We start from the raw sequence: 24710 nt of genomic DNA on the forward strand, positions 1-24710 counted from the left end.
CAGTTTAAACAGCTGAAGGTGATCTTTTCTTATATAAAAAATATTGTCTCATCAGGCTTCACTTCTCTTCCTGATCATTCTAACTCGAAGTGAAGAGAATCAGGCCATATCCGATCATGTAGAGCAGAAGGCAGATAAACAGCACCATGTTTCCTTCAAATCCTATTTTTCCCATGATGGTGATGAGCCTGCTCTGAGATTCAGGATCTGCATTCCGGTATGATGATCTGTAGATGAGATAAAGCAGATTGCTGATGCCTGTTGAAAGGAGTAGCGGTAGGAGAGAAGACCCGTTTATTTCAAAATCAGTGAACCATGCAAAGATTCCGAAAACCAGAAGGGAAAAGGCTGAAAAAGTCAGAATAAGCCTGACAGGAATCATTTTCTTTTCAATAACAGTAGACTCCTTTCTTTCCGATGGAATTTCAGAGGATCTTCATACAGAGAGAGCGGAAAAACACCCGCAGCAGGAAAGTTCATTTTTTTACGCTGTTTCCCATTCTGTTGCGGAAGAAGAAGAAAAGCGCAGGAAGCATGGAAATGATGAAGATGATCAGCATGATGTAGATGAATCTGCCTCTCATAAAGTCCATATTGCCCATGAAATAGCCGATCATGACATATACGGAGGTCCAGAAGGCGTTACCCAGAAACATGAAGAAGGAGATGTCCACAAAGCTGACATCGGTGAAGCCTGCGGTAAATGGGGTTAGGGTTCTTGCGATGGGAATGAACCTTGATACAAGAAACGCCCTTCGACCTTTGTGGGTAAAGAAGTTATGCACCTTGTCGAAATTTTCCTTGTTGATGAATTTGAACAGCGACCTGCTTTCGTATCGGCTCCGGTGATATTTCTTTCCGAGAATCTTGCCGATCTTGTAATTCAGCATATCTCCAAGGACAGTCGATAAGAAGAATCCGAGAAGAAGGGCGACGATATTCAGATCACCCGTGGCGGCAAATGCCCCAGCACCTACAAGAAGCGAGTCGCCTGGTAAAATGGCCAGAATGACTGCGCCTGTCTCCATAAAAATAATCAGAAACAGGATCAGATAGGCACCGATTCCGAATGATTCGATGAGATCCACGATATGTATATCCAGATTCATCAGAAAGTCTATAATCTGTCTAATCTCCATAAATATCTCCTAAAAATGTTCTTATTTATATTGTACGTAAAAATGGTATGGCTGTGATGTCGTTTTAATTAAAATTGTCTGTCCTTTTCATTAAACTTTTATCCGGTTTGCCGGATATCCGGTGCGTGGATTCTCTTTCAGATTGAATAAAGGTTCAGGGGAGAAGGGCTAGGGGGTTACAAAAAGGGGGTTTATTTGATATTCTATAATTGAGTGAATAAAAAGGTTTACATTGCATAAACGATATATCAGTTAATAACACTAGATATTCATACATGATTATCTATAAATATAAATGATGATGAAGTGGGGTTCGTTATGGCTCCCCATTCTTGACAGATATGTAGTGATGAATCTGCATGAGGGAGGAATAATCAAGTGGAAAAAATCAGAGTGATTCAATGGGGTCTCGGGAATATGGGAAGAGGTATGGTAGAAATGCTTCTCTCAAAGGAAGGAATTGAAGTGGCAGGTGCAGTAGAGAAAAGAGTGACTGAAGCCACGGACCTTGGCGTCTTCCTTGGAAAAGAATCCATGGGTATTCCTGTATATAACGATCCGGTGAAACTCATTGATGAAGTGAGACCGGATATCTGCATTCTTGCCATCAACTCCTTTGTCAAAGGTGTTGTTGAAGAATTAAGGCTTCTGACCGACAGAAAAATAAATGTCATCACCATAGCGGAAGAGATGGCCTATCCCTATGTGACAGAACCGGAGCTTTCAAAGGAAATCCATGAGATGGCGCTGAAAAACGGCGTCACCGTGCTGGGTACCGGCGTTAATCCCGGGTTTGTTCTGGATACGCTCATCATTCAGCTTTCCCTTGGTGTAAGAAGAGTGGACCATATCTATGCAAGAAGAGTGAACGATCTTTCCCCCTTCGGGCTTACCGTCATGGAGGAGCAGGGTGTGGGCCTTTCAAAGGAAGACTTCGAAAAAGGCGTGGAAGAAGGCACAATCTATGGCCATGTAGGCTTTCTGCAGTCCATCCCGATGATCGCAAAGAGCCTTGGACTTCAGTATGACGAGATCATTCAGACAAGAGCGCCCATCATGACAAATGTTCAGCGCGTGACAGACGATATCGTGGTGGAAGCCGGAAAGGTATGCGGATGCAACCATACCGCTGTTGCCATGAAGGGCGGACGACCCGTCATTACTCTGGAACACCCTCAGCAGGTGAGACCGGACCTTGAAAACATCGAGACCGGTGATTATATCGAAATCCATGGTGACCCGGATCTTTCCATGGTGATCAAGCCTGAAGTTCCAGGCGGGATCGGCACCATTGCAGCTGCTGTGAATGTCATTCCCCATGTGCTCAGCGCAGAGGCTGGCCTCATCACCATGACGGACATCCCGGTAACCCATGCGATCATGGATGATTTCAGAAATCATCTGAAATAGAAAGAAGGAAAAATGATGATAACAAAAGGAACATGGGTGGAAATCCATGACACCATACTAAGACCTGAAGAGCGTACAGGAAATATTCCTGAAGAGACAAGAAGAGTCCCCTTTGAAATGAGACTGAAGGGCTTTCTGGAGGACGAGTATGCAGAGCTTATGGATAGAGTGACCGTGAAGACCGTATCCGGAAGACTCGTTTCAGGAAAGCTCATCAAGGAGAATCCGACCTACGATCACAGCTATGGAGAGACGTTCATTCCAGAGCTTCTCAAAATCGGAGTGGAGCTGAGAAAGATTCTGGAGGTGGACCATGAGTAAGGATATGAGCTATCAGGCGGTCATGGGCAGGAAAAATGAGATCATGAAAAGAGCCCTGGGCGTGGACTATGACGAATATGAGCTCTCAGAAATCGCCTTCGACTATGACACCATGATGGAAGACGCGGGCTATTCTCTTTCGGAGATCCGTAAGATTCAAAGAGAGGTTTCCGTCGGAGATACTCCTCTTGTGGAGCTCACAAATCTTACCGCCCTTGCCAGAAAATTTTCCGGAAAGGGAAAAGGTGCCAGAATATTCATCAAGGATGAAGCGGGAAATCCGTCAGGAAGCTTCAAAGACAGAAGAGCCTCTCTTTCTGTCTATCAGGCGAAGCTTCTTGGTTATAAAGGAGTCGTTACGGCAACATCCGGAAATTACGGCGCAGCTGTCGCTTCCCAGGCGGCAAAGCTTGGCCTTAAGTGCATCGTTGTGCAGGAATGCTATGACAGCGAAGGTATCGGTCAGCCGGAGATCCTTGAAAAGAGAAGAAAATGCGAGGCGCTGGGTGCTGAAGTCATCTCTCTTACAGTTGGACCTGAGCTTTTCTACAGCTTTCTCAGCATCCTGGAGGAAACGAGATATTTCAACGCTTCCCTATACTCCTCCTTCGGCATAAGAGGCGTGGAAACCCTCGGATATGAGATCGCAGAAGAAGTGAAGGAGAAATACGGCAAGTTTCCTGAAGTGGTCATGGTGACCCATGCCGGCGGAGGGAACATCACAGGAACAGCCAGAGGCCTTAGACTTGCCGGTGCAAAGGAGACGAAGGTCATTGGGGTCAGCGTGGATCTTAAGGGGCTTCATATGGCGTCAGACAGAGACTTCAACAAGAAATCCTTCACCACGGGGCATACAGGATTCGGCATTCCGTTTGCCACATTCCCGGATAGATCCGATGTTCCAAGAAGTGCGGCAAGACCTTTAAGGTATATGGATGAATATTACCTCGTCAAGCAGGGTGAAGTCTTCTATATGACAGAAGCGCTCGCTCAGCTGGAAGGCCTGGAAAGAGGTCCTGCGGGAAATACTTCTCTTACCGCCGCTTTTGCCATGGCCCGGCAGATGGATGAAAATGAGATCATCGTTGTTCAGGAAACGGAGTACACAGGAGCAGGCAAGCATCCTCAGTCACAGCTTTCCTTTGCAAGAGAAAGAGGAATCGAGATCCGGTTCGGAAACCCTGAAGAGGAAGTTCCGGGGAAAAGCATCATCCTTCCGGAAAGCCCTGAGGACATCGCCTTAAGGCCTGTGGATATGGAAAATCTCAAGCGTTCAATGATCAGGAACGTTGTCGCTGCAAAGAACATCACAAGAGTGACAGAGCTTGATATCATCTTCCTGATGGAAGAGACAAGAGAATCCTATGAATTTGTGAAGCTTGAGCTTCAGCTCCTTGGCGCAAAAATCGTACTGTAAAATCTTTAATTAAGGTAGGGGTAGACGATATGGCAGATAAAAGAAATGACGACTACGAGATAAGACGAAGGCACCTGGCGGAGCTCAGCGAAGAAGAGCTGAAAAAGAGATTCTTTTCTCTTGCAGATGAGATCGTTCAGCCGCTCATCACACTCTCCAAAAAAAGCACAACACCTTCAGTGGAAAGATCGGTGCTTCTTCGCATGGGTTTTTCAAGTCTTGAGGCAGGAGATATCGTGAATCACGTTCTGGATCTCGGTCTTATGGGCAAAGGTGCAGGGAATATTGTGCTGAAAACTTCCGAAAAACTGGGCAAGGATTACCTTGCGGTGGGCAGAGAGATGGCGGAAGGAAAACATCTGGATGTGGCATTAAGCATCTTCAAGGGGGGCAGAGCATGAAGCTTGTTAAGAATGAAAAACTGAAAGTTGAGGAGATCCTGAAAGATCTTGAAAACTATTCCCCGAAAAGAAGAGGATGGCACTGGAGAGAACATGAGAAGGACCAGAAGATCGGTCAGTTCACCTATAAAGAAATGAGTAAAGGTCTGACCCAGAGCGAGAGCCTGCCCTCTGCTAAGTACTTCGGAGGTATCGACCCTCAGCCCAATGCCGTGATCACAACTGAAATCGCCTCAGGAAGATTCGAGGACGACATCAGAAGAATGAGAATGGCCGCATGGCATGGCGCAGATCATATCATGGTCATCCGAACGGCTGGACAGAGCCATTATGACGGACTGATCGAAGGGACACCCCAGGGAATCGGCGGTATCCCCATCACGAGAAAACAGGTCAGAGCTCAGAGAAAGGCACTGGATCTCATTGAAGAGGAAGTGGGCAGAGAAATCAACTACCACTCCTATGTATCGGGTGTTGCCGGACCTGAGATCGCAGTAATGTTTGCCGAAGAAGGGGTAAACGGAGCTCATCAGGATCCCCAGTACAATGTGCTCTATCGTAACATCAATATGGTGAGGTCCTTTGTGGATGCCGGATACGCAAAGCGTGTCATGGCACTTGCACAGATGGCTCAGATCGATGGTGCCCATAATGCCAATGCCACAGCAAGAGAAGCCTATAGAGTGCTTCCCGAGCTTATGGTGCAGCATGCTTTAAATTCGGTATTCTCTGTCATGGCGGGTATGGAAAAAGAAAACATATGCCTAAGCACTGTACCTCCGACGGCGCCGCCTGCACCATCCATGACACTGGATCTTCCCTATGCCGTGGCACTGAGAGAGTTTTTCGATGAGTACAGAATACGCGCACAGCAGAATACGAAGTACATGGAATCTGATACAAGAGAAGCCACAGTGACACATGTCCTTAATCTTCTCATCTCCGAGCTTACAGGGGCGGACATCCAGTCCACAATCACGCCTGATGAAGGACGTAATGTGCCATGGAACTACAACAATATCGCAGCAGTATCGACTGCCAAGCAGGCTTTCCAGGGAATGGACGGACTCATGGAGATGATCGAGCTGAAGAAAGAGGGCTTCCTGAGAGACAAGGTGAGAGAAATCAAGGAAAGAGCAGTGCTCTTTCTGGAAGAGATCATAGAGGTCGGCGGATACTTCAAAGCGGTGGAGAACGGATTCTTTGTGGACTCCGGCTACTATCCTGAAAGAAACGGTGACGGCATCGCGAGAAAGATGGACGGCGGGCTTGCTGCCGATACGGTGTTTGAGAAGGATGAGGACTATTTTGCACCGGTATCCGGATTCTTCGGTTACAACAACGTACCCGAAGAGTTTCTGAAACCTTCCGATGCCATACATGGAGATACTCTGGAGGTCAGAGAGAAAATCGTCTATATCGACGAGCTTGACCCGGAGGACAATGTGGAAAAACGTCTGGAAGAGACAAGGAAGTATTTCACAAGAGAGTGCATAAAACCTGAAGTGGAATGGGCCGGAGACGGAGTCATCCTTCAGACCATGATGCTTCCTGTGGATGAAATGACAGCGGAAGCCGCTGCGGTGGAGATCGGAAAGCGGATGGGGCTTCTGGATGTGGAAGTGGTGCATAAGGAGGTTCTTCAGGAAGCGGAGGGAACCCTTGTGGAAATCAAGGGAAGACTTGCATTCTCGCTGGATGCGAAAGACCTTGTCATTCCGAAGAAACCTGAAGTGCTCTCCGATGAGGAAATCAGAGAGGAAATCGAAAAATACCCGATGAAGATTGTAGCAGGAACTGTCGGAAGCGATGAACATTCTGTCGGTCTTCGGGAAATCATAGACATCAAGCATGGCGGAATCGAAAAGTACGGTGTCGAGTCCATTTATCTTGGTACATCGGTTCCGGTGGAGAAGCTTGTGGATGCGGCAATCGAGTCCCATGCCGATGCTATTCTTGCAAGTACCATCATCAGTCATGACAACATCCACTACAAGAATCTGAAGAAGCTCTGCGATACGGCAACCGAAAAGGGTGTCAGGGACAAGCTCATCATTCTTGGCGGAGGAACTCAGATCATCAGCGAGCTGGCTGTGGATGCGGGCCTTGATATGGGCTTCGGTCGTGGAACCAAGGGTTCTCATGTGGCGACATTTCTGGTGAAAAAGAGAAGAGAAAAAAGAGAAGAGAACAGATAGAGAAGAAAGGTATGGAGGGAAATGGGATGAAAATAGATGTACTTGTAGCGGAAATCGGCAGCACGACTACCGTCGTCAATGCCTTTCATAATCTGGACAGCAGTAATCCCATCTTCCTGGGACAGGGGCAGGGCGTAACGTCTGTGGAGGAAGGCGATGTGACCATCGGCCTACGTGAAGCCATGGAGGATCTCAAAAAAATGCTCGGCATCCATGAACTGGAGTATGGAAGGTTTCTTGCCACTTCAAGCGCAGCCGGCGGTCTCAGGATGACCGTCCATGGCCTTGTTCATGATATGACCGTAAAGGCTTCAAGGGAAGCTGCTCTTGGCGCAGGCGCCATCATACGGCAGGTCACATCCGGAAGGCTGAAGCCATCGGATCTTCGTAAGATCGGAGAAATACGGCCGAACATCATCATGATTGCCGGCGGACTTGATCACGGCGAGCGGGATACCGCACTTTATAATGCGCAGAAGATCGCTGAGCTCGGGCTTGATGTGCCTGTCATCTATGCAGGAAATACGGACAATGCCGAAGACATCAGAGAGATCTTTTCCGGATACAAAGGAAAACTCTACCTCACCGAAAATGTCTATCCCAAGGTGGATGTGCTCAATGTGGAACCTGCAAGAAAGATCATTCAGGAGGTCTTCGAGGAGCATATCATTCATGCCAAAGGCATGGATAAAGTACATGATTTGGTGCGCGGGAGAATTCTTCCTACACCAGGTGCCGTGATGGAAAGCGCCAAGGTATTAAAGGAAGTTCTGGGTGATCTCATGATCATCGATGTGGGCGGAGCCACAACAGACGTCCATTCGGTCACCAGAGGCTGCGAGGAAATCAACAGGATTCTCATCTCTCCCGAGCCTGAAGCCAAGCGTACCGTGGAAGGCGATCTGGGCGTCTATGTGAACAGGAGAAATCTTGTGGAACGGATCGGAGCGGAAAAGCTGAAGAATGAGCTCGATCTATCGGAAATCGACATTGAAAATCTGCCTCCGATTCCGAAGAATCAGCTGGAGAGGGAAATCATAAGGCGGCTGACCGCTGAGGCGGTTTCTGCATCGGTTTTAAGACATGCAGGATCTGTGAGGAATCTGTACGGTGAATCTTCGGGAAGAAAGAGTGTTGCGGAAGGCAAAGATCTTACGGAAGTGAAATACATCATCGGTACTGGAGGCGCACTGACAAGAATAGAGGAAATGGACAGGATTCTGATGGACATCCATCTGGAATCAAGAGGACAGAGGCTGTATCCGAAAAAAGAGGCGAAAGTGCTGCTGGATCATGACTATCTTCTGGCATCTCTTGGTGTGCTGTCACTGGAATATAAGGAAGCGGCAGTTATGCTGATGCTGAAGAGTCTGCACTTTGACGAAAGGGAGGGAGCGATAGATGTACCCATGCATTGAAATCAATCTGAGAAAAATAGAAACCAATGCCAGAAGATTAAGCAGGCTGTTCAAGCCTGTGGGGATCAGTATCATGGCAGTGACGAAAGGATTTTCCGCAGAGCCTAGGATTGCTGAGGCGATTCTTAAAGGCGGCGCAGAGTATATTGCCGATGCCAGGATCCAGAATCTCAAAAAGCTCCATCACCTGCCCAAGGAAAAGGTGCTTTTAAGACTCCCTATGAAAAGCGAAATCCGTGATGTGGTGAAGTACTGCGACTACAGTCTCAACTCGGAGATCGAAACGCTGAGAGAAATCGGGAAAGTGGCCAGGGAAATGAACACGGTCCATAAAGTGATCATCATGGTGGACCTGGGTGATTACCGTGAAGGCATCAGGTACCACAGAGTGGAGCAGTTTGTTCAGGAAGCCATAGAGATCGAGGGTGTCGAGATCAGAGGATTCGGCGTCAATCTGACCTGCTTCGGCGGAGTGATTCCCGAACAGACGACACTTCTACGCCTTGTGGAGATTTCGGAGACCATGAGGGTCAAATATGATCTGGAAATCGATATCGTTTCAGGCGGAAGTTCCTCAAGCGTCTATCTCCTCAATGAAGAGAACGGATTTCCCATGGGCATCAACAATCTGAGGCTGGGTGAGGTCATGCTTCTCGGCAAGGAAACAGCCTTCGGAAAGCGCTTTGATGGACTGTATGAGGATGCGTTCATTCTGAAAGCCCAGATCATAGAGCTTAAGGACAAGCCTTCCGTTCCTCATGGAAGAATCGGAAGAGACGCTTTCGGAAATGTACCCATTTATGAGGACAGAGGAATCATCAGACGTGCAATACTTGCTCTTGGGAAGCAGGATGTGGATCCTTCGGGAATCGTTCCGGTCAATCAGGACATCAGTATTCTTGGTGCAAGTTCCGATCATCTCATTCTGGATCTTTCCCGAGACAGATATTCCTATCAGGTGGGAGACATCATCCACTTCTATGTGAAATATGGCGGAATGCTCAATGCCATGACTTCTCCCTATGTGGAAAAAATCTACATCGAAGACGAGAAAAACGGTGAGGATGAAGAGGAATTTCTTCTGGTGGAGAGCATCTGATTTCAATCTGACTATGACGGGTGGAAATTTGGTAATGCCAATGTCGAAAATATTCGAGAATCAATTGATTATAGTGTAAATGATTACAACCTTAAATTCCGATATTTTTTTCCTGACCAGTTGTTTTCTGCCAATTTAAAAATGGTTCATTTTTATTCGGTAAAATAGTGTTTACCAATATTTTATTAGATGACATAATGAAAGTACTGTACTGAATCAATCATGATTATAAAGGAGCGATAACATTGTCAAGAATTTTTAATTTTTCCGCCGGCCCATCCATGCTTCCTGAAAGCGTACTGGAAAAAGCTGCAAGCGAAATGTTGAACTACAAGGACTCAGGAATGTCCGTCATGGAAATGAGCCATAGAAGCAAGGTCTATGACAAAATCATCAAGGAAACAGAGCAGAAGCTAAGAGACGTCATGTCCATTCCAGACAACTACAAGGTACTGTTCCTTCAGGGTGGTGCTACACTTCAGTTCTCCATGATTCCTATGAACCTTATGGTGAAAAACGGAAAGGCTGACTACATCGTATCCGGAAGTTTTTCAGGCAATGCCTACAAGGAAGCTCAGAAGTATGGCGAAGTGAATCTTGCCGGAACAAGCAAGGAAGATAACTTCAGTCATATTCCTACACAGGAAGAGCTGACACTTACAGAAGATGCGGACTATCTCCACATCTGTGAAAACAACACCATCTTCGGAACCACCTACAACTATCTTCCGGAGACAGGCGGAGTGCCGATCGTATCAGACATGTCCTCATGCATTCTTTCCAAGCCTGTGGATGTTTCAAAGTACGGCATGATCTATGCCGGCGCTCAGAAGAACATGGGACCTGCGGGACTTACTGTCGTCATCATCCGTGAAGACCTTATCGGAGAGCCTCAGGACAAGACTCCGGTTATGCTCCGTTACGATATCATGGCGAAGAATGATTCCATGTATAATACACCACCGACTTACGCGATCTACATCCTCGGACTTGTTCTTGACTGGGTAGAAAGCATGGGCGGTGTAGAAGGCATGCTCGAGCATAATGAAAAGAAGGCAGCCATTCTTTATGATTATCTGGATTCAAGCAAGCTCTTCAAGACAAATGTGGTCAAGGAAAACAGATCCATCATGAATGTCACTTTCTATACAGGAAACGAAGAACTGGATGCGAAATTCGTCAAGGAAACAGCAGCCAAGGGCTTCTCAAACCTTAAGGGACATAGATCTGTAGGCGGTATGAGAGCATCCATATACAATGCGATGCCGATCGAAGGCGTACAGGCTCTTGTTGATTTCATGAGAGAATTTGAAAAGGAAAACGCTTAATCCTAAATACAAGGGGGAGATCATATGATAAGAATACTTGCAGCAGACGGAATGGAACAGAGTGCTATTAAGACATTGGAAGAATTGGGGTTTGAAGTTGTCAACGAGCATTATGAACTGCCGGAACTGAATGAAAAGATCAAGGAGTTTGACGCAATCATCGTCAGATCCGCAACCAAGGTCAGAGAACCGCTGATTGATGAAGCGCTGAAAACTGGAAGACTGAAACTCGTCATAAGAGGTGGAGTAGGTGTAGACAATATCGATGTGAAGTATGCAGAAGAGAAAGGGATCGCAGTCAGAAACACGCCTAATGCATCCAGCGCCTCTGTAGCTGAGCTTGCCATCGGACATCTTTTCAGCATCTCACGTTTCATGCACATTGCCAATGCCACCATGAGACAGGGCAAGTGGAACAAGAAAAACTACAACGGCATCGAACTGAAAGGAAAGACTTTAGGTCTCATCGGATTCGGAAGGATCGCAAAAGAAGTGGCGATCAGAGCCAATGCCCTAGGCATGAAGGTCATCTATACAAACCGAAGCGGACACAAGCCTGAAAATGAACCTTACAAGTATGTCACACTTGAAGAACTGTACAAGGAAGCGGACTTTATTTCCCTTCATATGCCGAAACTTGCAGACAGACCTTATCTGATCGGCAAGGAAGAAATCGAAAAGATGAAGGACGGCGTTTATCTTGTCAATACCGCAAGGGGCGGACTCATTGACGAAGATGCACTTTGCGATGCTCTGGATTCAGGCAAGGTCACAGCGGCTGCCATAGACGTATTCCGTGAAGAACCTACAAAGAACGAAAGAATCTTCACCCACGATAAGATCTCACTGACCCCTCATATCGGCGCATCAACAGATGAAGCCCAGCTGAGAATCGGGGAAGAGATCGTGTCGATCATCAAGGCGTTTTTCGCATAGGAAAAGGAGAGAAACCATGGCAACAGTAAGAGCATTCCGTGCAGTAAGACCAAGTGGAGAATTAGCAGACAAGGTCGCTGCACTACCCTATGACGTGATGAATTCAGAAGAAGCCCGTGAGATGGTCAAAGACAATCCATACAGCTTTCTTCATGTAGACAAGGCGGAAATCGATCTTGATCCATCCATGGATCACTACGATGAGAGAGTATACGAGAAAGCCCGTGAAACCCTCATGAGATTCATCGAGGAAGGTACTCTGATCACAGAAGAGAAGAAAGCACTCTATATCTATACTCTGGTTATGGACGGACATCCTCAGACAGGTCTTGTTTCGCTTGCTTCCATAGACGACTACATGAACAATGTGGTCAAAAAGCATGAGTTCACAAGAGCGGAAAAAGAGGCGGACAGAATCCGCCATGTGGATGTGACCAATTTCCATACCGGACCGATCTTCCTGACGTATGTATTCAAGGATGAGATCACAAAGATCATCGAAGACTACAAGACACAGCACGCTCCGATCTATGATTTTGTTGCAGAAGATGGTGTAAGACACACTGCATGGGCAATCCTTGAAGATGAGATCATCGAATCGCTCGTGGAAAAGTTCAGACATGTGGAATCTCTGTATATCGCTGACGGACATCATAGAGCAGCTTCTGCTGTGAGAGTCGGGATGATGAGAAGAGAACACAATCCTGACTTTACCGGTGATGAGGAGTTCAACTATTTCCTCTCCGTCATTTTCCCGAGCAATGAGCTGAGAATCATGGACTACAACCGTGTGGTCAAGGACCTTAACGGCTGCAGCGAAGAGGAATTCCTTAAAGCGGTGGAGAGTGATTTCAGAGTTGAAGCCTACAAAGGCGAAGGACCATTCAGACCCATGAGAAAGCATACCTTCGGTATGTATCTTAAAGGACAGTGGTACCAGATGGAAGCCAAAGAACATATCGTATTCGACGACGATCCGCTGAAGAGACTGGACTGCAAGATCCTTCAGGATCATCTCCTGCATCCGGTTCTTGGTATCGAAGATCCGAGAGTGGACAAGAGAATCGATTTTGTCGGCGGAATCAGAGGACTTCTTGAGCTGGAGAGAAGAGTGGCAAACGATATGAAGGTTGCTTTTTCTGTTTATCCGACCACAATCATGGACCTCATCTCCATATCCGATGCAGGCATGGTTATGCCACCAAAGTCCACCTGGTTTGAGCCGAAGCTGAGAAGCGGACTTTTCCTGCACGATCTGGAATAAAAGAAGATACTCTCAAGACTGCCAAAGGCACAGTGTGTGCTGCCCTGGCAGTCTTTTTTCGTGAAATCCCATCGCATCCACCGTTTTTCGGTGCAAAGAGGGCCTTTATGTATTATAATTTACTCATTATCAGATGGAGGAAGAACAGAGTGATGAAAAATAAAGCAGTGATCCTGGGCTCAAATTATTATATCGGACTATCGATCATCAGATGCCTGGGAAAAGAAGGAATATATACGGTCGCCATGGATTATTCTAAGGAAAACACCTATGGTGCGGATTCAAAATATCTGAAGGAACAGATCATCGTTCCTCATTACAAGAAACAGGAAGAGGAACTTGTAAGGTTCATGGTGAATTTTGCAAAGAAAGAAAAGGTGAAGCCTGTTCTTTACCCGAGCGGTGACCCGTACGTGGAGTTCATCGACCGTAATTTCGATGCACTTAAGGAAGGCTATCTCTTCCCCATGGATGTTAAAGGCAAATGGACAGACATCATGATGAAAGACACTCTGGAGACGCTTGCTGTAAAGTACGGTATGCCGATCCCTGAAAGTGTTGAGCTGAATGATTCCGATATCTTTGATAAAGTGGATAAAATAGTGGGCTATCCCTGCATTTTGAAACCCACAGAATCGACCATGTTTGTGGCGAAGTTCAGGGTGAAGAATTTCATCGTGAATAACCGAGAAGAACTTCTGAAGTACAGAGACATCATTCTTGAGAGCAGTCTTGACGGCGTGATTCAGAGGATCATTCCGGGCTTTGACGATCATATGTATACCTATGACGCCTATCTTGACAGAAACTCCGATGTGACCCACTGGATGACCTGTCAGAAGCACCGCCAGTTCCCCATCAATTTCGGGGCATCGGTCTATACCGAGCAGAGACTTGTTCCTGAGCTCCACGAAATGAGCAGAGATTTCTTCAAGGCCATAGGGTACAAGGGATTCGGTGAAATAGAGTACAAGAAGGACTCGACAACAGGAAAGTTCTATCTCATCGAAATCAATACAAGAACAACAAACTTAAACAGCCTTCTGGATAAAGCAGGCATAAACTTTCCGCTTCTTGCCTACAGGGAAATGATCGGAGAGAAGATCGAAAAAGACATGAAGACTTATGACTCCAATATCCATTTCAGATACCTCTACGAGGACCTTCTGGCCATAAGAGAGTATGTGAGAGCCGGCCAGCTCAGTCGAATGGACATCATGAAGTCACTCTTCAGAAAAAAAGCGCCTGCCATCTTCAGTTTTTCCGATGTCAGACCTGCTCTGGGATTCCTATCCATGGTCTTCGGAAAAGTGAAGAAAAGATCCCATAGAGGCTAGGATACCCGATGAAAGAAATATTCCTCATTTACTGTTGACTTAATGGGGGTTTTCCTTTAAAATTAACTGTGTTGCTCATAAAGTTTCTTTGTGAGCACTTATGTGGAGAGGTGGCCGAGTGGTCGAAGGCGCACGCCTGGAAAGTGTGTATCGGGGAAACTCGATCATGGGTTCAAATCCCATCCTCTCCGCCATTACCGTGCTAGACGGGGAGTTAGCGGTGCCCTGTAACCTGCAATCCGCTATAGCAGGGTGTAATTCCTATCCGAGGCTTGAACTTTCAGGGTCTGACCCTTAAAAGTGACGTTGATAAATGGGTCCCACGCAACGGATGTCTATGAACCTCGTCAGGACCGGAAGGTAGCAGCGATAAATAGAATTTTTCGTGTGCCGTGGCAAACCTGTTTTGAGTTTACTATTTGGGTAACGCTTGAACGTTTATTGTCAGAGTTAGGTGCACGGTTTCAATTAAAAGATAAGAACCCTTAGTTCAGATTTTGAACTAAGGGTTTTGCTATTTCTGAAAAGTATCATTCTAGGGGTGCAGCGATTCCTTTAAGCTCATATCTGCAGAGCTTAGCGATTTTGTAGAGGTAGCCGCTGATCCTCTCTAAAGTTTGAAGAATTTCAAGGTAGATAAGGGAAGCTTCCATGGTGCACTTCTCCTCTTCAAGTCGAAGGACGTGGTTATCACTGTACTTGGCCACTTTTCTGTCCATGCTGATGTCGAGTTCTCTTATTCTCATGAGGTTATCTTCCTCATGATGATTGAGGTTCTCGCAGGTCTTCTCGTACATCTCGTTCAGCATGTTTCTCAGATTGTCCAGTTCTTTAAGGGCTTCTTCGGTGAAGAACATTTCCTTGTCGTTTCGCTGGATCTGAAGGGACATGAGATGACTGGTATGATTGGCCATCCGTTCAAGATACTTTGCTCCTTTGATGACGCCAGGAAGGGAGATGGACTGCTCCTCACTGAGCGTACGCTTCGAAAGGCTGATCATGTACTTTGTCAGCTCTTTCTGAAGTGAAATGACATCCTTTTCCATGACGGATACCTCGGCAGAAGATTCTGTCGTGTCTTTCAGGATGTTCTCAAACGTCGCATTCAGCATATCCTTGTTATGGGTTAAGGTTCTTCTGAGTTCTCTAAGGCTTGCATCAAGGGCAGCAACAGGAGTATCAAGGAGAAGCTTATCAAGGTAAGATTCTTTACGTCCGTCTTTTGCTTCCTTGTCCTTGACGATGGTCATGAGCAGACTCACAAAGTACTTGTTAAGAGGAAGGAAGATGAGTGCGACGATGATGTTGAAGATGGTATGAGAGTTTGCGATCTGGAGCTGGATATTCGTACTTCCCTGAACGGAAAGGGTAAAGTATTCGATAAGCTTTACAAAAAGCGGAAGAAAAGGAAGTGCGATGAGCACACCTATGATGTTATGCAGAGCATGTCCCCAGGCTGTACGCCTTGCATTGGTGTTTCCGTTGATGGATGCGACAAGAGCGGTAACGGATGTACCAATGTTGTCCCCAAGCATGAGGATGACAGCTGTTGTAAGGGATATCAGTCCCGCGTTGCCAAGGAGAATGACAATGCCTACAGTCGCTGCACTGCTGTGCACAAGCGCCGTCGTCACCGTTCCGATAAGAATGCCTAGGATGACATTGGATGCATAGTGCTCAAAGAAATACCTGATGGACGCATTGTTTTCCATGTAAGGAATTCCCTCATTAAGAATCATGAGGGCTAAAAGCATGAATCCGATACCCATGATGGAGTGCCCCGCATTCTGAAGCTTATGGGTTTTGCCTGCAATTTTAAAGATGAATCCGACAGCGATGATCGGCAGTGACAGCTGGATGAGATTGAAGCTGAAGCTGAGTGCCATGAACTGTGCGGTGATTGTTGTTCCGATATTAGCCCCGTAGATGATTCCGATGGCCTGGGAAAGTCTCATGATGCCCGAATTGACAAAGCCGACACTTAAAACCGATATGGCTGTGCTGCTCTGAACTAAAGCGGTCAGAAAAATACCCGCAAGAAAGGCTTTCCAGAGCTTGCCTGTGAGCCTCTCCAGGATTTTCTTCATCATCTTGCCTGACATTCTTTCTAGGCCTTCGCCCATCATGTCTACGCCGTACATGAGAAGGGCTGTACCGCCCATGATCTGAAAAATAAACTGCACCATAATTGCATCATCCTCTGAATGGTATATTCTGATTTTGCTGAATATGATCTTACTACTATCAACATAGCACTATAAGTCTGAATTTTCAATTTAGTTAAGTTTTGTCAAGCCACTGAGTTTCTAGGGAAGTTGCCCAGATTCCATGAAAAAGAGAGTCATCTCATGTATAATAATAAGGTAAGTAATATTTTGGAAGCAGGTGAAAAGGTCATGGCATATACCGCACTTTATCGTGAATGGAGACCTAGAGTATTTAGCGATGTGATCGGTCAGGAACATATCACGACCACACTCATCAATGAAATAAAAGCCAATCGCATTGGCCATGCATATCTTTTTAGCGGAACAAGAGGAACGGGAAAAACCACCTGCGCAAAGATCATGGCGAAGGCATTAAACTGTGTGGATCTTAAAAACGGAGAACCCTGCAACATCTGCCACATGTGCGTGAAAATCGATGCAGGCATGTCACTTGATGTTGTGGAGCAGGATGCTGCTACAAACAACAAGGTGGATGACATCAGAGATCTCATCGACGAGGTACAGTATCCGCCTCATGAAGGAAAGTATAAAGTCTATATCCTGGATGAAGTCCATATGCTCTCAACAGGAGCAGTCAACGCATTTCTTAAGACACTAGAGGAGCCGCCTGAGCATGTGGTGTTCATCCTTGCGACAACGGATCCCCAGAAACTGCCGGTGACCATCCTTTCAAGGTGTCAGAGATTCGATTTCAAGAGAATCAAATATACGGAAATCTCAAAGCGGTTAAGACGTATTGCAACAGACAAGGGCGTCTATGCAGAAGACCGGTCCCTTGATCTCATCGCCCGAATCTCCGATGGGGCCATGAGAGACGCACTGTCCATCATGGATCAGGCTATCAGTATGGGAGAGGGTAAACTCGAATACGAAGATCTTCTCGATATGCTGGGACTTTCCGGTCAGGAGAATCTTTTCAAACTGTCTGAAGCCATGCTGAGCAAAAACGTCAAGGAATCCATCAGAATACTTGATGAGGTGGTCGATGGGGGAAAAGATCCCTACAGCTTCACCAAGGATCTCATCATGCACTTCAGAAATATTCTGGTTGCAAAGATCATGCCGAACCCTGAAGAGGTCATCGATCTTTCCAAAGAAGACATTGAAGTCATCAAGCGTCAGGGTGATATTGCATCCAATGAGGTCATCACAAGGATCATCAGAAACCTACAGAAGGCGGAGGAGCAGGCGAAGTTCAGCAAGCAGTCAAGAATCTATCTTGAACTTGCCATCATCAGTCTCACAAAGAACGAGCTGGATTCATCCAGCGAGTCTATGCTCGGAAGACTCTCGATTATAGAAGACTTCCTGAGACGTGGACAGTTCAAGGAGAAGAGCGGTGATGAAACCGTAAAGCCTCAGACTGCTCAGGTCAAGGAAGCGGCACCTCAAAGAGAGAAGACTGCAGCAGCAGATGAGAAGCCTCATCCACTCACCGGGAAGGAAGAGCTCAAGGTAGTCAAAAATGCGGTCAGGATTGAGGAAGAAGCATTTAATGATGACTGCAAGGTAACACTTGATCTGGTCAGAAGAAACTGGAAGGAGATCATGGAAGCCCTTAAAGCGAGAAGACAGATGATCATACAGGCGTCCATCATTGTCGGTCAGCCAGTAAAATGCGATCGTGGAGTCATTGAGGTAAGGTTCACAAAAGAATATGCATTCAGCAAGAAGAGACTGGAGAAAAAAGAGAACAGAGATATTCTTGAGGATGCTGCAAGCTCGATTTTAGGCGAACCTGTAAAATTCAGATTCACTGTAGAAGGTGAACGTGCAGAGAAAGAAGAAGAGACTGAAACTGAGAGCTTTGACGATGCCCTCAAGAAATTCGGCATCGATGTGGTCGACGAATAGAAGTTGCACCGGATGCGAAGTTATAGTACATTAAAAAAAAGATAAAATATATGGAGGTATAAAGTTATGGCAAAGGGATTCCCAGGAATGGGCGGAGGAAATATGAACAACCTGCTTAAGCAGGCACAGAAAATGCAGAAGGATATGGAAAAGAACCAGAAGGAGCTTGAAACAAAGGAATATGAAGCGTCTGCTGGCGGCGGAGCGGTTACAGTAGTGGTTAATGGAAAGAAGAGACTACAGGATGTTAAGTTTGATCCGGATGCAGTAGATCCTGACGATGTTGAAATGCTGCAGGACCTTGTCTTATCTGCTGTAAATGCAGCTATGCAGATGGCTGATGAAGATGCGGAAAAGGTCATGGGTAAACTCGCAGGAGGAATGCCAGGACTGTTTTAGTCATTTTGAAAGGTTAAGACATGTAGACTGCTCACTTGATGGTGAGCATTATGGAGGAATATAAATGGATTTTTATCCAGTTGCAATCGAGAAGCTGATCGAAGAATTCGCGAAGCTTCCCAGTATCGGTAACAAGACAGCACAGAGACTTACCCTGCATGTTTTGAACCTTCCCGAGGATGAGGTGCGCGAGTTTGCAGAAGCACTCATCAAAGCAAGAGGAACAATCAAATACTGCCAGGTCTGCGGAAACTACACAGAAAAGGATCCTTGTGCAATCTGCGGGAATCCGAATCGCGATCACAACGTCATCTGCGTTGTTGAGCAGCCTAAGGACATCATGGCCATAGAGAGGGTAAGAGACTTCAATGGCGTGTATCATGTGCTCCACGGCAGTATATCGCCCATGGCAGGAAGAGGACCGGAGGACATCAAAATCAAAGAACTTGTCAGACGAATGTCCGGTGAGATTAAAGAAGTCATTGTCGCGACGAACTCCACCATCGAGGGTGAAGCCACTGCGATGTATATCTCAAGAGTGCTTAAACCGCTTGATGTGAAAGTGACGAGAATTGCATCAGGAATGCCGGTGGGCAGTGATCTTGAGTATGCGGATGAAATCACACTTTCCAAATCATTCGAAGGTAGAAAAGAGATTCTTTAAAATAAAATAAGGTGTCAAAACCTAATAAAGTCATCCCAAAAATTTAAACACCCCTTAGAGCGATAAGCAGCATCAACTGCTTCGCTCTTTTTTTACCCTAGTCTTCCCCCAAATCCTTCCCCCATCCTTCACGTCCGTTCGGACGCCTCTTCTTTTTCCTCATCCCTTGATACAGGCTCATTCCAGCGATTTCCCCACACCTTACCCATCCCTTTCCCCCAAAGCTCTCATCCATTCACCCTATTCTTACCCTTTCTGGCGTCCCTGAGGACGCGTGTGACAAAGAATGAAACCATTGTGGCAGAATGATTAGAGGTCATTTAGAGACCTCTTACTAGCCTTTAACCTAACCTTTCCTGGTATATTACTTCTCGTTCTTCTTCTCGGGCCTTTCTCGTATATGTAGCGCATTACATACCTTGCTCAAGCGTTGATATCACTACATTCTACACAGTTATTACTCTTGGGAAAAGAGGGAAGAAAAGGAAAAAAGACCAGGAGGAAGACATGGAGGAAGAGGGGAGAAAATGGTGGGACAAGTATATTCGAACTTTGAAACAAATAGGGGGTAAAAATCTGTTCTACAACAACTTAAAGGGGTGAAAAACAGGCAGAAACAAGCTTTGAATAAACAATTGTGTAAATTAAGGTCAATTCAAGAATGGGGCGGATAGTGGGCTAGAGGGTGGGGGGAGATGGGACTTTGTTTGTATTTTGGGACTACTTTATTCGTGCGTGACATAAGGTTGATGATGTAAAATAAAGTTATTCTGATAACTTAATGGCCGCTCCATGACGGAGCGGTCTTTCACTTTCACCCAACACATACCAACCAGATTCCAGTTAACCACCTCATCATATAAGGCAGCTTCTCCTTGATGAATCACAGCACTAATTCCTTGATATAAACACTCTTCCATCCTTCAATAAAGTCTATTTCTTCCACCTTATACCTGACTTTAGGAGTTGGAATGCGGGAACCCATGAGATTACTATATTATGTGTGATGGTTGACGGGAGCCTTAAGCTCTCGGAACTCGGACAAGAAAAGCAGAAGGATGAAAAACTACTGTAAATTCTATTATATGAGTTGACTATTTCAATAATTTAAAATAGAGGATAGCATCTATAATTGATGCTATCCTCTATAAGGCAAATCGTTAGTTTTTACATCCGTTTTTATCACAGGTGATTCTTTGATGTGTTTCAACCCAGTGACTAGGGTTGTCTTTAGTGTTAGTACCGCAGCCAGTCTTTCCGCCCTTAATTCCATTATGGATGACTCCAGTTGGTGTATGCTTAATAGCCACAAATAATTCCTCCTTTCTATTTAATTTTTATATATGAATTACATGGAAAACTATTGCTAAATATTATTAATTCTAATATTCAATTTAGGATATATTCCTTGAACAAATCGAGACTGCTTGTTAATCCCAACTTCCAACCCTTGGTACACTGGCCGCTTCTCACCTTCTAGCTACTTGCATACTATCTTTCGATCCAGATCCACTGCTTCTGCATGATGTACATGCCTTTATACTTCATATTTTTTATCATAAAATAACTTCTCTTCTCTCTATGTTATTAGGGTATCGTGTTTTATTGTATTTCGAATCGTAAACACTAGCATTAAAGACTCTATAATTATAAATACAATTACAAATCCCTAAGTTTGGATAATATATTTAAATATAATTGTTATATATAATAATAATTTCTATGATTCATCTTTTTCTGTAATCTGAGTTTCTAACAATCTGTAAGCTTCTAAAAATTATCCGTTTTTTCCTTCTTAGTTAAGGTAAATGATTAAAGATTACCTTGTGAGTTTTGAGCTAAATCCACTAATTCCTGACAAGCAACATATAGTTTTTGAGCTTTATTATAGGAGGTGGTGAGGACTTCTTGTGGGTTGCTCAGATTTCTCAATGGTTCATCCACAATCTCAAGATATTCTCTGGCTTTCAGAAGATTAATCTTTAAATCCACATCATCATATAAACTTGAAATCGAGTCATTGAAGTATTCACGGAACTAATTATCACTAATGAGTGTTTTCCTCGCAAACCTCCAGGGTGAACTATATATAGATATATCTCATCATCATACTCTTCGTAAATTGTATCTCTCCACACACATACTGTTATTATGATTGCTTCCTCAGATACAGAACGTGGATTGAATTCACAAAACGAGATGATATGACTAATTATTCTAAGGAAAAATACAAAAATAAAGAGTGAAGCTATATATTTTATATAGTTTCACTCTTTATCGTTCGACTTATATTCTATTTTTCAAATCACTAAAAATGGTGGTTTTGTCACTGAAATAATGCTTGAGCTGGCTTAGTTTGAGATTACCTGCATTGTACTTTGCAATCTCTTCAATCATCTCTTTTTCTGATGCAGATAGGTTCTCAGTTTTGTCCTCTGTGTAGTAAGCAAGGAGATTCTGGAGATCAGATTTCAGGGCTTCGTCTTCCGTGATATCGATAAATCCATACCCTGCTAGTCTTTCAATTGCTTTATCAACTGTCGGATTTTCGAATCTGCCGTACCAGTCTAGGAAGCCTTTAAGCTGCATACTGTTTTCCGATACACCAGCATCGGGCAGGATAATTTTGCTGACTCCATCTTGTGTCCACTGAAGGGTTATACTCTCACCAACATTTCTAAACTGGGTTTTTGTGGACATATAATCTGTATAGAAACCTACATTGATCTCTTCAGCAAGACCACTTTTTAGCGATAGTACAGAGCTTCTGGATACAACACGATAACCTCTGAAAATTTTATCAAACATCATTTTAATCTATCTTCCTTCCTTTACAAAACACAAATGAATACAAAAATACCTCAAGTTAAAAGTATACCCGATGTCGCCCAAAGGAAATGTGAACATTTTTGAAAAATGTAGCATACTACAGAGAGGTCGCTTTGGAAGTAAGTTATCGCAACGTGTTCAAGGAATTAATTATAAATGTGAATTTTTCCAGAGGAAATATTTCATAATCTTTTCTTCAGAAATTTTTAAACTAATAAGGATTTTAAACTCGCGTTATCTAAAAAGATACAAAACCTCTTTTGTAGTTTACAAAATTAAGTTTTATAATCTTAATTAATCAGAGCAATACTACTAATATATTAAGGAGGAGATTTTTTATGGCAGATAGAAGAGATGAAGACATAAATATCGAAAAGAGAAATATAGACAGGCGTGAAGAGCCAGGTCGTGTAGGATCAACATTTATCAAGTACGCAGCATATATCATAATACTGCTGATTGTACTGTACTTTGTGATCACCTACATTTTACCAAGACTATAAGTTGAGATTCCTGCCAAGACGTAAATGTCTTGGCATTTCTTTGGTTTTTTTTCTGATGCTCATCGAGATATAGCGTTTTCATTCGAGTTAATGGGAAATATTGCTTTATCAGGATAATTCCGTGGATATTTATTATTCTTTGGCATAAACTGAATACATAAACTCCTGTTATTAAGACAGGCAAAATAATTATAAGAGGTGAAAATAGATGCAACTAAATGTTGAGAGCTTTAAGGAACTGGAAAGTAAGGGCATAAAGGTACCTCATTTTGACTATAAATCTATGGTGGAGAAGACAAAGAAAGATCCTGTATGGGTGCATTTCGGCGCGGGAAATATCTTCAGAGGATTTATTGCGAATCTGCAGAATACATTGCTTGAAGACGGAACTGCCGATAAAGGAATCATCGCAGCTGAAACATTTGACTTTGACATCATCGACAAGATCTACGATCCATATGACAACCTGACACTTCTGGTCAGCCTGAATGCTGACGGATCCACAACGAACTCAGTAGTTGCAAGTATCGCAGAAGGCATAAAAGCAAACCTTTCCGATGAGAAGAACAAGGAGAGACTTACGGAGATCTTCGAGAATCCAAGTCTTCAGATGATCAGTTTCACCATTACAGAAAAGGGATATGCACTGACGAATGTCAATGGAGACGTCTTCCCATTTGTGACAAAGGATTTCGATAATGGTCCAAAGAGCCCAAGCCATGCTATGAGTGTAGTGACCTCACTGCTCTATGCAAGATACCAGAAAGGCAAGTATCCACTGGCAGTAGTCAGCATGGACAACTGCAGTCACAACGGCGAGAAAGTTGAAGTATCCGTCAAGAGAATTGCCAAGGAATGGCTGGACAGAGGATTTGTAGAAGCAGGCTTTATCGACTACCTGAGTGATGAAAGCAAGATTTCATTCCCTTGGAGCATGATCGATAAAATTACACCAAGACCATCCGAATCCGTAAAGAAGCAGCTGGACGAACTTGGAGTTGAATCCATGGAACCCATCGTAACTTCAAAGAATACATTTATCGCACCATATGTCAATGCAGAAGTGCCACAGTACCTTGTTGTTGAGGATAAGTTCCCTAACGGCAAGCCTGAGCTTGAAAAAGCAGGGGTTTACTTTACAGATAGAGATACAGTCAATCAGACGGAGACCATGAAGGTAACAACCTGCCTGAACCCTCTTCATACAGCACTTGCTGTATATGGCTGCATACTCGGTTATGATAGTATTTCAGCAGAGATGAATGACAAAGAGCTTAAGGCACTGGTTGGAAAAATCGGCTACGAAGAAGGAATGCCGGTGGTTGTTGATCCGAAGATCATCAGTCCAAAGAGCTTCATCAAGGAAGTCATAGAAGAAAGACTGCCAAATCCGTTTATTCCTGATACACCACAGAGAATCGCAACCGATACAAGCCAGAAGGTTGCCATCAGATTCGGCGAAACCATCAAGTCATACATGAAGAGAGATGATCTTGATTCATCTAAGCTTACCTTCATTCCACTGGCACTTGCTGGATGGCTGAGATATCTTCTTGGCGTAGATGACAATATGGAAAGCTTCGAACTTTCAAGCGATCCGATGCTGGAAGAAATGCAGGCTAAGCTTTCAGGAATCAAAGTAGGAGATCAGAGCTCCTATAAAGGTCAGCTGAAAGAAATCCTCTCAAATGAAGGACTCTTCGGTGTGGATCTGAAAAAAGTAGGTCTTGCGGATAAGGTTGAGGGAATGTTCCTTGAACTGATTGCAGGTAAGAATGCGGTAAGAGATACACTTAAAAAGTACTTAGGATAACAAATTTCAGAAAAGGGGCGGCTATTGCCGCCTCTTTTCTTGAGAAATGATGTAATCATATCAGGTTCAAGGGATATTATGATTGTATTTCCACTGTTTTTTCATAAAAATACATAGTTTTGAGGATGGTTTTCAATTATAATTAGCCTGTA

20 protein-coding genes, 1 tRNA gene and 1 other RNA gene are annotated in these 24710 nt (G+C 44.5%); 18 read left to right on the forward strand and 4 right to left on the reverse strand.

Features of this window, described 5'->3' with window-relative positions; genetic code table 11:
• Positions 1–79: 79 nt before the first annotated feature.
• Both RTX25_RS08865 and RTX25_RS08870 read right to left on the reverse strand, forming a co-directional pair.
• Complete coding sequence (locus RTX25_RS08865) at positions 80–382, reverse strand: hypothetical protein (protein WP_312652838.1); 303 nt, start codon at positions 380–382, stop codon at positions 80–82.
• Positions 383–476: 94 nt separating this feature from the next.
• Positions 477–1139 carry a VTT domain-containing protein gene (locus tag RTX25_RS08870; protein ID WP_312652839.1) on the reverse strand — a complete coding sequence of 221 codons (663 nt, stop codon included), beginning with the start codon at positions 1137–1139 and terminating at the stop codon, positions 477–479.
• Positions 1140–1517: 378 nt separating this feature from the next.
• On the opposite strand from RTX25_RS08870, the gene ord reads away from it, so the two are divergent.
• The 13 genes from ord (at position 1518) to ffs (ending at position 14730) form a co-directional block, all read left to right on the forward strand.
• Positions 1518–2549, forward strand: a complete 1032-nt coding sequence (gene ord / locus RTX25_RS08875) for a 2,4-diaminopentanoate dehydrogenase (RefSeq protein ID WP_312652841.1) — start codon at positions 1518–1520, stop codon at positions 2547–2549.
• Positions 2550–2561: 12 nt separating this feature from the next.
• Positions 2562–2870, forward strand: coding sequence for a 2-amino-4-oxopentanoate thiolase subunit OrtA (ortA, locus tag RTX25_RS08880; RefSeq protein WP_312652843.1), 309 nt, complete (start codon positions 2562–2564; stop codon positions 2868–2870).
• Positions 2863–4287 (forward strand): 2-amino-4-oxopentanoate thiolase subunit OrtB, encoded by a 1425-nt coding sequence (gene ortB, locus RTX25_RS08885; RefSeq protein ID WP_312652845.1) that lies wholly within the window; start codon positions 2863–2865, stop codon positions 4285–4287. The genes ortA and ortB overlap by 8 nt, the downstream gene beginning before the upstream one ends.
• 29 nt (positions 4288–4316) lie before the next feature.
• Positions 4317–4688, forward strand: a complete 372-nt coding sequence (oraS, locus tag RTX25_RS08890) for a D-ornithine 4,5-aminomutase subunit OraS (protein WP_312652847.1) — start codon at positions 4317–4319, stop codon at positions 4686–4688.
• Positions 4685–6886 (forward strand): D-ornithine 4,5-aminomutase subunit OraE, encoded by a 2202-nt coding sequence (gene oraE / locus RTX25_RS08895; RefSeq protein WP_312652849.1) that lies wholly within the window; start codon positions 4685–4687, stop codon positions 6884–6886. Before oraS ends, oraE begins: the two co-directional genes overlap by 4 nt.
• Before the next feature lie 26 nt (positions 6887–6912).
• Positions 6913–8304, forward strand: coding sequence for a GlmL-related ornithine degradation protein (locus tag RTX25_RS08900; protein ID WP_312652851.1), 1392 nt, complete (start codon positions 6913–6915; stop codon positions 8302–8304).
• On the forward strand, positions 8288–9403 hold the full coding sequence (locus tag RTX25_RS08905; RefSeq protein ID WP_312652853.1) for an alanine/ornithine racemase family PLP-dependent enzyme: 1116 nt from the start codon (positions 8288–8290) through the stop codon (positions 9401–9403). Before RTX25_RS08900 ends, RTX25_RS08905 begins: the two co-directional genes overlap by 17 nt.
• Before the next feature lie 245 nt (positions 9404–9648).
• Positions 9649–10731, forward strand: coding sequence for a 3-phosphoserine/phosphohydroxythreonine transaminase (gene serC / locus RTX25_RS08910; protein ID WP_312652855.1), 1083 nt, complete (start codon positions 9649–9651; stop codon positions 10729–10731).
• Between the two features lie 24 nt (positions 10732–10755).
• Positions 10756–11667: a D-2-hydroxyacid dehydrogenase gene (locus tag RTX25_RS08915; RefSeq protein WP_312652857.1), complete on the forward strand. Its 912-nt coding sequence runs from the start codon at positions 10756–10758 to the stop codon at positions 11665–11667.
• A 16-nt stretch (positions 11668–11683) separates the two neighbouring features.
• Complete coding sequence (locus RTX25_RS08920) at positions 11684–12931, forward strand: DUF1015 family protein (protein WP_312652859.1); 1248 nt, start codon at positions 11684–11686, stop codon at positions 12929–12931.
• A gap of 152 nt (positions 12932–13083) precedes the next feature.
• Positions 13084–14268, forward strand: a complete 1185-nt coding sequence (locus tag RTX25_RS08925; protein ID WP_312652909.1) for a carboxylate--amine ligase — start codon at positions 13084–13086, stop codon at positions 14266–14268.
• A gap of 104 nt (positions 14269–14372) precedes the next feature.
• A tRNA-Ser gene (locus RTX25_RS08930) sits at positions 14373–14462 on the forward strand.
• Positions 14463–14465: 3 nt separating this feature from the next.
• An RNA gene (gene ffs, locus RTX25_RS08935) (signal recognition particle sRNA large type) lies at positions 14466–14730 on the forward strand.
• A 68-nt stretch (positions 14731–14798) separates the two neighbouring features.
• On the opposite strand, the gene RTX25_RS08940 is transcribed toward ffs, so the two are convergent.
• Complete coding sequence (locus RTX25_RS08940; RefSeq protein ID WP_312652861.1) at positions 14799–16454, reverse strand: Na/Pi cotransporter family protein; 1656 nt, start codon at positions 16452–16454, stop codon at positions 14799–14801.
• Positions 16455–16616: 162 nt separating this feature from the next.
• On the opposite strand from RTX25_RS08940, the gene dnaX reads away from it, so the two are divergent.
• The 3 genes from dnaX (at position 16617) to recR (ending at position 19413) form a co-directional block, all read left to right on the forward strand.
• Positions 16617–18350: a DNA polymerase III subunit gamma/tau gene (gene dnaX, locus RTX25_RS08945; RefSeq protein ID WP_312652863.1), complete on the forward strand. Its 1734-nt coding sequence runs from the start codon at positions 16617–16619 to the stop codon at positions 18348–18350.
• 66 nt (positions 18351–18416) lie between these two features.
• Positions 18417–18749 (forward strand): YbaB/EbfC family nucleoid-associated protein, encoded by a 333-nt coding sequence (locus tag RTX25_RS08950; RefSeq protein WP_312652864.1) that lies wholly within the window; start codon positions 18417–18419, stop codon positions 18747–18749.
• A gap of 64 nt (positions 18750–18813) precedes the next feature.
• Entirely contained in the window at positions 18814–19413 is a 600-nt protein-coding gene (recR, locus tag RTX25_RS08955; RefSeq protein ID WP_312652866.1) for a recombination mediator RecR, read from the forward strand.
• A gap of 2286 nt (positions 19414–21699) precedes the next feature.
• On the opposite strand, the gene RTX25_RS08960 is transcribed toward recR, so the two are convergent.
• Positions 21700–22224: a hypothetical protein gene (locus RTX25_RS08960; RefSeq protein WP_312652868.1), complete on the reverse strand. Its 525-nt coding sequence runs from the start codon at positions 22222–22224 to the stop codon at positions 21700–21702.
• A 356-nt stretch (positions 22225–22580) separates the two neighbouring features.
• Between RTX25_RS08960 and RTX25_RS08965 the strand changes: the two genes are divergently transcribed.
• Both RTX25_RS08965 and RTX25_RS08970 read left to right on the forward strand, forming a co-directional pair.
• On the forward strand, positions 22581–22745 hold the full coding sequence (locus tag RTX25_RS08965; protein ID WP_312652870.1) for a hypothetical protein: 165 nt from the start codon (positions 22581–22583) through the stop codon (positions 22743–22745).
• Positions 22746–22953: 208 nt separating this feature from the next.
• A complete protein-coding gene (locus RTX25_RS08970; RefSeq protein WP_312652872.1) occupies positions 22954–24558 on the forward strand; it encodes a mannitol dehydrogenase family protein in 1605 nt (534 codons plus the stop codon).
• Positions 24559–24710: the final 152 nt, after the last annotated feature.

This window comes from Proteiniclasticum sp., assembly GCF_032054185.1.
Taxonomy (GTDB): Bacteria; Bacillota; Clostridia; order Clostridiales; family Clostridiaceae; genus Proteiniclasticum.

Coding starts and splice junctions, on each gene's coding strand:
- RTX25_RS08865 (WP_312652838.1), bottom strand. CDS start 382: ATGATTCCTGTCAGGCTTATTCTGACTTTTTCAGCCTTTTCCCTTCTG.
- ortA (WP_312652843.1), top strand. CDS start 2,562: ATGATGATAACAAAAGGAACATGGGTGGAAATCCATGACACCATACTA.
- RTX25_RS08950 (WP_312652864.1), top strand. CDS start 18,417: ATGGCAAAGGGATTCCCAGGAATGGGCGGAGGAAATATGAACAACCTG.
- recR (WP_312652866.1), top strand. CDS start 18,814: ATGGATTTTTATCCAGTTGCAATCGAGAAGCTGATCGAAGAATTCGCG.
- RTX25_RS08965 (WP_312652870.1), top strand. CDS start 22,581: ATGGCAGATAGAAGAGATGAAGACATAAATATCGAAAAGAGAAATATA.
- RTX25_RS08920 (WP_312652859.1), top strand. CDS start 11,684: ATGGCAACAGTAAGAGCATTCCGTGCAGTAAGACCAAGTGGAGAATTA.
- dnaX (WP_312652863.1), top strand. CDS start 16,617: ATGTATAATAATAAGGTAAGTAATATTTTGGAAGCAGGTGAAAAGGTC.
- RTX25_RS08960 (WP_312652868.1), bottom strand. CDS start 22,224: ATGATGTTTGATAAAATTTTCAGAGGTTATCGTGTTGTATCCAGAAGC.
- RTX25_RS08925 (WP_312652909.1), top strand. CDS start 13,084: ATGAAAAATAAAGCAGTGATCCTGGGCTCAAATTATTATATCGGACTA.
- RTX25_RS08970 (WP_312652872.1), top strand. CDS start 22,954: ATGCAACTAAATGTTGAGAGCTTTAAGGAACTGGAAAGTAAGGGCATA.
- RTX25_RS08870 (WP_312652839.1), bottom strand. CDS start 1,139: ATGGAGATTAGACAGATTATAGACTTTCTGATGAATCTGGATATACAT.
- RTX25_RS08905 (WP_312652853.1), top strand. CDS start 8,288: ATGTACCCATGCATTGAAATCAATCTGAGAAAAATAGAAACCAATGCC.
- RTX25_RS08940 (WP_312652861.1), bottom strand. CDS start 16,454: ATGGTGCAGTTTATTTTTCAGATCATGGGCGGTACAGCCCTTCTCATG.
- oraS (WP_312652847.1), top strand. CDS start 4,317: ATGGCAGATAAAAGAAATGACGACTACGAGATAAGACGAAGGCACCTG.
- ortB (WP_312652845.1), top strand. CDS start 2,863: ATGAGTAAGGATATGAGCTATCAGGCGGTCATGGGCAGGAAAAATGAG.
- RTX25_RS08900 (WP_312652851.1), top strand. CDS start 6,913: ATGAAAATAGATGTACTTGTAGCGGAAATCGGCAGCACGACTACCGTC.
- oraE (WP_312652849.1), top strand. CDS start 4,685: ATGAAGCTTGTTAAGAATGAAAAACTGAAAGTTGAGGAGATCCTGAAA.
- RTX25_RS08915 (WP_312652857.1), top strand. CDS start 10,756: ATGATAAGAATACTTGCAGCAGACGGAATGGAACAGAGTGCTATTAAG.